This window comes from Ruegeria sp. BA2 (genome assembly GCF_056539605.1).
Genome location: NZ_JBQFVE010000019.1, coordinates 63,167 through 71,693, shown reverse-complemented (window position 1 = coordinate 71,693; position 8,527 = coordinate 63,167). Strand labels below are relative to the sequence as shown.

The following is an 8,527-nucleotide window of genomic DNA, read 5'->3' as shown; positions in this document are numbered from 1 at the left end:
GCAAAGCCCGCATTGGGCTCAGTTCTGACATTGGAGCGGTGGCAGTATAAGCCCCTGCCCCGGTGACCATGACATGCCGAACGGCCCATTAACGCTGTGTTTGCCCGTCCATGCGGGCGCAACCAAATTAGACTTTCACTTCATTGTCGTACACACAGTGAAACTTTCTCGTTACCGCTGAGGGGATCAAACGGGAAACCACGATCGTGGTTCGCCAAAGACATCATGTGCTGCTGCCTGACCCGTAGGACCTGTCGTTCGCTGCTCTCGCAAAATTGCCGTTTGATCAACCTCACAACTCGCGGGACAGATCTGCCATTCGCCAGGCTTTCCCAAATGCACCTCACTCAGCTTGTTGGGGTTTGCGGTGAAAGAAGCGGGAAAAAAGCCGACCGTCGGTTACGGCAAAGCCAAGAGCAATGATGGCAAACCCGACCCAAGCTTCTGGCTCCATCTTTTCACCAAGGAACGTGACACCAAGACCGATAGCGAACGGTGGGATCAGCAGCGTAACCAAAAGAAGATTGGCGGCTCCGGCGCGCGCAAGGATTGCGAAATAAAGTACATAGGCCAGCGCTGTTGATAGAGCGGCCATCCCAATAAGCGCTGCCCATACACCAGCAGACAGTGCGAAGCTTGGGAGGCCATCCATCACAAGAACAATGGGGATCATAAGCACTGTGCTGCCGATCAGCATACCAAGTGCATTTACAAGAGGTGGTTGGCCCGAAAGAGCTGTTCTGCCCCAGACCCCAGCAAAAGCATAAGAGAGCGTCGCCCCAAGGATAGCCAGCTGTGCCAGATTGCTCGGGTTAAACTCAGTTAATGCGCTTGGCCCCATAATGAAGGCCACCCCTATAATACCCAGGGCAGCACCTGCTATTTTCTTCGGAGTCAGCGGCTCATCCTTCAGAAGTAAGCCAGCCACGACCGCTGCAAACATTGCTGTTGTTGCGTTGAGGATTGAGGCTAACCCGCTGTCTATTTGCGTTTGCCCCCAGAAGATCAACGAAAATGGGATGGCATTGTTGAGCGCTCCCATAACGAGATAAGCTCCCCATACCTGAGGGACACGTGGAACACTCAATCCTTTAAATAGGACGATGAGTGCCAGAATAGGGACTGCCCAGATCACCCTATGCAGCGTTATTGTCAGCGGGGGCACTTCGGTCAGTGCGACCTCGCCGAAGAAGAACGACCCGCCCCAAACAGCAGCGAGCAGAAGCAGCATGACGCTTGCTGTAAAATCCATTGCTGGCATGGGGCGATTTGTCATGTCTTCTGGTTCCGTCACTAACTGTCACCTAACGGATTAGCGTAAGTGACCCCGGCACCGCGACCCGTTTCTTGCTGAAAACCAATACAAAGCCAACCTTCATCTATCCAATTGCGAACGGCTGCATTCGACTATCGGTGGAGTGCCTCAGCAATCATTTCAGCAAGCCCTTCGGGCTGATCAACGCTCGCCCAGTGTGTTGCTGTTTCGAGGACGATCCGATCCACCTTGTTTTCTTCCAGCCAACGAACAGTGCTGTCCGGACAGTTGTCGGGGTTGTAAAGATAAATCACATTTGCCGCGTTCAGCAAAAGCTCGCCGGGCACGCAGCCTGCTGAAAAATGCCGTGCGTCGGTGCCGAGTTGCCACAGCGCCAGAGTATCGGCCTTCGATACCTCATCGCGATACCGCCGAATGATTGGTGCCGTTTTCGCCATTTCATCAAGCCGCTCAAGAAACGCCGCACGAAACGCAACCGGATCACTGTAGTCGGCGGCAGTTCCAGAAAAATAGGCATCCTCGGCAGTGATATTTCCTTCTAAAGAAATGATGGTTGTCAAAGGACAGCTGGCCTTTTTGGCAGCCAGTGAAGCTATGATTGAAGCAACCGAATGAGCGACAATAATCTCGGCACCGTGCTTGTTCGCTTCGTCGGCGACGGTTTGCGCGAGTGCTTCGAGAGTTGTTTTCTTTGCCAGAGGCTGAGCGCCAAACCCCGGAAGATTGATGGGTAGCAGACGATAGCTGTTGGCAAGGTTTGTGTTAGCCAAACCTTCAAACATGCTCGCATTGTCACCAAATCCTGCAACACAGAGAATGGCGGGCCTTTCATCGTTCATTTGACTGGGGCATTTGGTCATTTCGGCTTCCAGAGCATCGTATGCGGACACTAACACGGCTCCGCAGCATTCAACAATTTAGGCTCAGTCCGGTCATCTGACGGTTTCAGTAGGTTTTAGGGTCGGTTCAGACGACATCAAGTTCGGCTCAGCGCACTAACTTGCCTTCGGTTCGAGTGGTTTCACTATGGTGGGGTCTGCGGTACCGAGAATGTTTTTAACCCATCAGTGGCTGTATGCCCGGACAGGCAGGCGGCGGCGGCCCTCTCTCCAAATTTGAGGCAATTCTCAATTGGCCAGTCTTCGTGGATTCCATGGACAACGCCGGAGCAGAAAGCGTCACCTGCGCCTACCGGGCTGACTATTTGCTCCGCAGGTATAGGGTCCGGTGCGAAAGCGATTTCAACCTCGTTCTCACAACATACAATTTGTGTCGGGCTATGGATTATGACAGCCCGGTTGACCCCGCCAGACTTCAGGATGCGAGCCGCTTTCATCATTTCGTTGGGATCAGTTCTCTGCGTCAGGTTGATACCTGTCGCCTCTTCGGCTTCAAGTTCGTTCGCAAAGAGAAAATCGATTTCCGGAAGCGTCTTTGACACGATGTCTCTGTATGCCCCGGATCTGAAAGATGCGAGGTCAACACAGGTTAGCATTCCCGCAGCTCTGGCGTCCGACAAAACCAGTGCGGCCTTGGTTTTGCCCTCCGGCAGAACCTCATCCAGCTTATCGAGCAAAGTTAGATAACCAAGATAAAAGAGCTTAACTCCGGCGGCCGATAACTCATCAATTTTTATCGACGAAGCGTCAAACAAACTGTTCGCACCACGGTGGTGGAAGAAGGTGCGGCTGTCGCTCTGCACGTTCATTACGTGGGTCTGAGATGTTGTTGCCCGGCTTGTTCGCTGCAGGCCGTTCACCGGTAGTCCCGCCTCGACGCAAAGACGCAAGACTTCGTCGCCCAGAGCTCCCGCGCCGATTAGCCCGATTGGGATCACGGGGTAACAAACGCCCATAGCTTTCAAACCCAAGGCGACATTGGCTGACCCGCCGCCAAGGTCAATATGCTGGCTTTCAATAAGCGCCAGTCCTGACTTTTCTGGCCAATGCGAAATTGTGTGCACCGTGTCGAGGATCCAATTCCCCGCGCATGCGATGCCTTGTCTCTTGTTTCCGGGCTTTCTCGGGCTGAGCACGAAAATTTCCTAAATAGAAGATGACACTGCCGTGAGATTAACAGACCTCTTTCGACTGCGCACTCTGAAACCAGATTACTGATTGACCTGCTGTCGACTGAGACCACCACACGATCATCTTTTCAACCAAACGTTGCTTCAGTCGCTTTGGGCTTATAACGGGCGCCTACCAAGCTTTGCCAAATGACCTTAAAGTCGTTCAGCACGATTCCAATCATTTCGTCCGCTGAACATAGTTTGCATGGCGTGTGGTGAATGTCTTAAACGACTGTCTCACTAGCGTTGACGACAGCCCGTTTGCGATACCAGCGCATCGGTATCACGACGAACGTTGATGCTCTGGCTGTCAACTGGTTTTACTATCCCTAAAGCAAGGGCTCCACCAATTTTGACAGTTGTGACTAAGTTCAGTTCATCAGACCCTATGAGATACGGCGCGAAGTTCTTATCATGGCTGGCATGAGAGATACGATAAGCCCCTCCTCGGAACTTGCAGCGATTGTCGAACGTTGGATTAACGCCTATGGCCGGGGCGACGGTGAGACGGTGGCACATCTATTTTCTGACGATGCTGCCTTGTCATATTTCGGCTCAGCCCAAGGTGAGGCCTGGAAAGGTGATGCTCTGCGTCGCGGTATGGAGCAATACATCGGAGAAGTCCCACGATTCCGGTGGAACGCAAAGGAACTGAGAGGATTTGAATGCGGATCACTTGGTTGGGTGGAATGGGAAGCAAGGATTGATGGCATTGAGACAGGGCAGTCCGCGCATCTGCGCTCCACAGTCATTCTGAAACTCGAAAAAGGTTCCTGGAAGATCGTACACGTTCACAATTCCATTCCGGTCAACAACGTCGAAGGCTTCGGATACGAGGCCAGAGGCTTTGAAGAGTTGCTCGATGCCGCCCTCTCTACACCCTACGAACTCGGGCAAAGTGGGATTGCGACCATTATGTTTACTGACATAGCGGATAGCACGACAATTGCGGAGGCTATAGGAGATACACTTTGGACAGACGCTCTCGGAAGACATCTGCGACTAGTCGAAACACAGATTGTTGAAAGCAGTGGACGTTTAGTAAAATCACTGGGAGACGGCGTAATGTCGTCTTTTGCATCCGCAAAGGCAGCGCTACTGGCTGCTCAGAATATACAACGGGCAAATTCGGCGGAAACCAACGAGCCAAAGCTACAGGTCCGAATTGGCTTGCACACCGGTGAAGTGATTACGTCCGATGCTGATCACTTCGGAACTGTTGTCAACAAGGCTGCACGTATAGCGGCCCTCGCAGCACCCAGTGATATTCGCGTTTCGGATGCAACACGGATCATGGTGGGCGGGTCACAGGAGTTCCAGTTTGCCGAGCAAATAACAGTTCCGCTCAAAGGCCTGGAAGGGGAACATACGATTTTCAAACTGAACTGGCTTGAACACACTTGAAACCGGAAGCCGTGATCGGTTCATCACTATCGCCTGAAGTGCAGAACGACCAGAATGGTGCAATCGCAGAAGTTTGACTTCGGGCACATTGCAGACCTCCGAGCAGAAGAAGCATGCACCCTGTAGCGCGAATTGGTCAACGGCCCACAAGAGACGTTCTTCGCCCGCCTCCGATGCTGCGGTCGCAGCCCGCATTGCCGTCATTCGCTGCAGGCGCAAAGTCGAGAGCTTGTTGGGTTAGAAGCGGAACACTGGTTTAAGCTGCGCCGCATATGCTCAGAACGAATTCAACGCGTTGTTGCACTGATACCCTTGGCAGCTCCGTTCTCAAGTAGCCAAGGGTATCTAGTGCGCACAAAATACGGTGATACTCCTGAACTGCTGCGCAGAAGTCGTGTCTGCGCTCACCATCCTGCGTGAAAAGCTCTTTCCATGGCGGAGCCACAAAAACTTGCTTCGCATATTGCCGCGTTTTTCCGAGTGTTTCTGATAGGTCCTGTCCGCCGGAACTCGCTAAAGCAACAGCTGCATCGACCAACCCGCGATCAAAAAAGACAGAACCTTCTAACTCACGCGCTGCGTGCAAGTCGCTCCTTGCAACCTCAATGGCACGCAATGCGAATGCGTGCATGTTGACCCACGGCAAAGCGTGACCCGATCGGGCCAATTCATCCGCAACAATCCGTCGACCGGGCTCTTTCACCGTGGCGTGTCCGCGCTCGCCGAGGGCCTGAAGTAACGTTGACTTCCCGCCACCAGAACAGCCTGTCAGCAAAATCAACTTTTGTCTCATCTCTGTTTCCGAAAACCAATTCTGCTTCGCGCTAACGTTCGTTTTGAGGGAGTCCGTCTGCGATCTCGTAATAGTCCCCTTTCTCGGACACGAAGATATGCATCGCGAGGGACGTTTGCGTTGGACCATCGAATACGCCCATGGCGACAGCCGTCCAGTCATGGTGGATCGGATCCCAGAACAGTGTCGATCCACAGGTGCCGCAAAAGCCCCGTCGCACCTTTTCAGAAGATTGGTACCAGCGCACTGCATCCTCGCCTTCGACCCGAAGTGCCGCACGGGGAATATCTATGGAGGCCTCGAAATGGCCAGAATGCTTGCGACACTGCTCACAGTGGCACGCGGTGGGGCGTGGCAGGTCACTTTCGACGACGATCTTTACGGCGCCACAAAGGCAAGATCCTCTATGCATGGCCGACCTCCTCTGCTTTTGGCGTACGGTTTCGGCGCCGCATGTTCAGTGCTTGAATGACAGCTTTCGCCTCGACTGGCGGCTCTTGTTCGACGCGTCGGTAGTTGGTGCCATCCTTTTGGCGCGTCAGAAGTCCGGCTGAGATCATTGTGCGCCGCAGGGTTGCCGGGTCTTTGAACATGTGTTCGAGAGTCAGACGCTCATTGACTTCCCGTTCCATCATCGACTGTCCCGGTGGAAGTCTTGCCCAGAGCGCCCAAAGAGCCAGCGTTTGTACGCTGCGTCTTGACGGCCAGCGAAGGAGGCAGCCATTGGAATCGAATTGATGCAAGGCGCGCTCTACGGCTCTCGCATCAACAGTTTGTCCGTTGGTTGCGCGCGCAAGCCTTTGACCAGCGGCATGGACCGAGCGCATGTGTTGGACGTTTTGAAAACCTGCGGCACGCGCAGCCATATTCATGAGCACGAGGTGCGGCGGGCTTGCGTCACCGAGTTGCTTGGCGAGGGATCGCACAAACACGGTCAAGTCGACCGCGTGTAACGGCAGAGAGATTTTAGGCATGGGGCTTCCACATCAAGCGCCGATGCTGGATCGTCGGTCGCTGGCTTAACGAAGCGGCGCTCTCAACTGTGTTAGTGAATGCTTTGCCGTTCGATCTGTTTGGCAGGTTTAGCTCTCCCGGAGGAGCAGCGACGCCTCGGTTTCTGCCGACCGTGCAATGTAGATAGCAAACGATGCGACCGAGGCCAAGGCCATCGTTGTTTTGCCCGCCCAACCAGACCGTTTCCGTCATCCGTCTCTTCCTGGTTCGCTCTGATCGCTGGAGAATAACGCGATCTTGTTGCCTTGAGGATCGCGCAGGTAGCCGACAAAAAAGTTCGGTCCGTAGGCCTCTCTGAAGCCGGGCGCTCCATCGTCTCTTCCACCCGCCTCAAGTGCAGCGGCATGAAGATCACGAACCTGTTGTTGGCTGCGCGCCTCGAACGCGACCATCGTGCCATTTCCTGTTGATGCGGGCTGCCCGTCAAAAGGAGATTTGACATAGAACTCAGGGAGGTTTGGCGCCTGCCCCGGCTTTGTAGGAAGCGCATAGCTCAGGTCACCGTGATAGTGTTCCAGCTGATATCCGAGATCTGGCAGAAACGCGGAATAGAAGCGTTCGGCGCGCATCATGTCATCGGCACCGATTGTGATGTAGGCAATCATCGTTCAGCATCCTTGTGATTTGTTCCCATTCGTCGCTTGGCGCGCTTAGTCGCGGCGGTTCGCGCATTTGATCATATAAACCAGTATCGCCGCGCATGTTCGGCCTTAGCCTCTTCGATAGTCATGCGATTTCTAACAAGCGGATCAACTGATGGAAGATCATTGGGTCGTGCTGAAGCGGGCAGAGTGCCGATGGCAAGAACTGCCGCACCGCCAGCAAGCGCCGCAGAAAGGCCAAACATGGCACCCCAGGATAAGCCAGCGACGATCCCGGCCAAAACCGCTCCAAACGCGCCTACCCCGTCCAGCAAAGTGAACGCGAAACCCAGCGTCGCACTTTCGTTGCGATCCGAGTGATCAACCGCGGCTGCCAGCATTGTCGCTCGAACTGCGTCCAGCGAGGCAACCCCAAAGGCCATGATTGCAATCATGACCAAGAACGGGGGCTCGAACACCAGTAAACCGATAGCCAGGGCAGCAAACCCGTTTCCAGTCGCGAGTACCGGAAAGCGGCCGAGCTTGTCGGAAATTGAACCAACCAACGGCTGGGCGAGCGCCCCGGCCACAAGCATAGCTGCAAAGATGACCCCAATCTTTCCAGGTGCAAGTGCGTGAACCGTCGCCAAGTAGAGCGGGATCATGCTCATCAGACCAATCAGAGCCATGTTATTGAATGAGACCATGGCAACGAGGCGAACCCCATTTAGACTGCGCCATGTATTCAGAAGCAGCAATAACTCCTTTCTACTGATACGCGAAGCTTCGGATAAAGGAACCGCCCGCGCGACCCATAAAAAGCAAACGCCAACAAAGGCGGTTGGAAGTACCGAAAGCGCCAGAGCAACGCGCCAATCCACAACCGATAACAGCAACCCGATCAACAGTGGAGCGAACACCTCCGCAAAAGACCCTCCAACTGCATGTATTCCCAAAGCGCCGGCGCGCGTTGTCTTGTTGTCGCCGGTCAGTACTCCGGTTGCAATCGGATGCCAGGCCGCGTTGCCCATCCCAGCGAGTGCCAGAAGGATCGCAAGGCTCCAAAATCCTGGCGCCTGTGCTGCGAGCGCATATCCCACGACGACCCAGAAAAAGGTGCCGACAAGAAGACGACCGCGGCTCGACACCCGATCTGCGATGAGGCCCGCAGGCAGATAGGCCAAAGCGCCACCAACGCTGAGCAGCGTGAACAGTAGACCGACCTCAGCGGGGGGAAGGTCCATGTGGAGGCCAGCGGCCGGCACGATCAACCATAGCGCTGCGATTGGCCAGTCGATGGCGAAGTGTCCTGCGGCAAACCAGGCCATCAGGGATCGTTCTGTCATGATGCCTAACCCATTGAGTGCGAAACTTCAGGCACGGTGCCC

At 54.5% G+C, this 8,527-nt stretch carries 10 protein-coding genes; 2 read left to right on the top strand and 8 right to left on the bottom strand.

The genetic code is table 11. The features are described 5' to 3' along the window. Positions 1-343 precede the first annotated feature (343 nt). From ACR0NN_RS23695 to ACR0NN_RS23685, 3 genes are all read right to left on the bottom strand, one after another. Complete coding sequence (locus ACR0NN_RS23695) at positions 344-1,276, bottom strand: DMT family transporter (RefSeq protein ID WP_480685676.1); 933 nt, start codon at positions 1,274-1,276, stop codon at positions 344-346. Positions 1,277-1,407: 131 nt separating this feature from the next. Continuing rightward, positions 1,408-2,115, bottom strand: coding sequence for an alpha/beta fold hydrolase (locus tag ACR0NN_RS23690; RefSeq protein WP_480685674.1), 708 nt, complete (start codon positions 2,113-2,115; stop codon positions 1,408-1,410). A 185-nt stretch (positions 2,116-2,300) separates the two neighbouring features. Further along, positions 2,301-3,239 carry a carbohydrate kinase family protein gene (locus tag ACR0NN_RS23685; protein WP_480685682.1) on the bottom strand — a complete coding sequence of 313 codons (939 nt, stop codon included), beginning with the start codon at positions 3,237-3,239 and terminating at the stop codon, positions 2,301-2,303. A 522-nt stretch (positions 3,240-3,761) separates the two neighbouring features. Here ACR0NN_RS23685 and ACR0NN_RS23680 point away from each other — a divergent pair. Then, on the top strand, positions 3,762-4,751 hold the full coding sequence (locus tag ACR0NN_RS23680) for a nuclear transport factor 2 family protein (RefSeq protein ID WP_480685672.1): 990 nt from the start codon (positions 3,762-3,764) through the stop codon (positions 4,749-4,751). Between the two features lie 256 nt (positions 4,752-5,007). Here the strand turns inward: ACR0NN_RS23680 and ACR0NN_RS23675 are convergent, their stop codons facing one another. Genes ACR0NN_RS23675 through ACR0NN_RS23665 form a run of 3 tightly spaced genes read right to left on the bottom strand, consistent with a single transcriptional unit; the run spans position 5,008 to position 6,371 of the window. After that, positions 5,008-5,544 (bottom strand): AAA family ATPase, encoded by a 537-nt coding sequence (locus tag ACR0NN_RS23675; protein WP_480685670.1) that lies wholly within the window; start codon positions 5,542-5,544, stop codon positions 5,008-5,010. A gap of 31 nt (positions 5,545-5,575) precedes the next feature. Beyond that, positions 5,576-5,956, bottom strand: a complete 381-nt coding sequence (locus ACR0NN_RS23670) for a GFA family protein (protein WP_170723818.1) — start codon at positions 5,954-5,956, stop codon at positions 5,576-5,578. Then, positions 5,949-6,371 carry a DUF2087 domain-containing protein gene (locus tag ACR0NN_RS23665; RefSeq protein WP_480685680.1) on the bottom strand — a complete coding sequence of 141 codons (423 nt, stop codon included), beginning with the start codon at positions 6,369-6,371 and terminating at the stop codon, positions 5,949-5,951. Before ACR0NN_RS23665 ends, ACR0NN_RS23670 begins: the two co-directional genes overlap by 8 nt. Here ACR0NN_RS23665 and ACR0NN_RS23660 point away from each other — a divergent pair. Next, positions 6,282-6,497, top strand: coding sequence for a hypothetical protein (locus tag ACR0NN_RS23660; RefSeq protein ID WP_480685684.1), 216 nt, complete (start codon positions 6,282-6,284; stop codon positions 6,495-6,497). The two genes, ACR0NN_RS23665 and ACR0NN_RS23660, sit on opposite strands and share 90 nt — an antisense overlap. A 249-nt stretch (positions 6,498-6,746) precedes the next feature. On the opposite strand, the gene ACR0NN_RS23655 is transcribed toward ACR0NN_RS23660, so the two are convergent. After that, a complete protein-coding gene (locus tag ACR0NN_RS23655; RefSeq protein ID WP_170723816.1) occupies positions 6,747-7,163 on the bottom strand; it encodes a VOC family protein in 417 nt (138 codons plus the stop codon). Between the two features lie 71 nt (positions 7,164-7,234). After that, the gene (locus ACR0NN_RS23650; protein WP_170723815.1) at positions 7,235-8,485 is read right to left on the bottom strand and encodes an MFS transporter; all 1,251 of its coding nucleotides are present in this window, start codon (positions 8,483-8,485) and stop codon (positions 7,235-7,237) included. Positions 8,486-8,527: the final 42 nt, after the last annotated feature.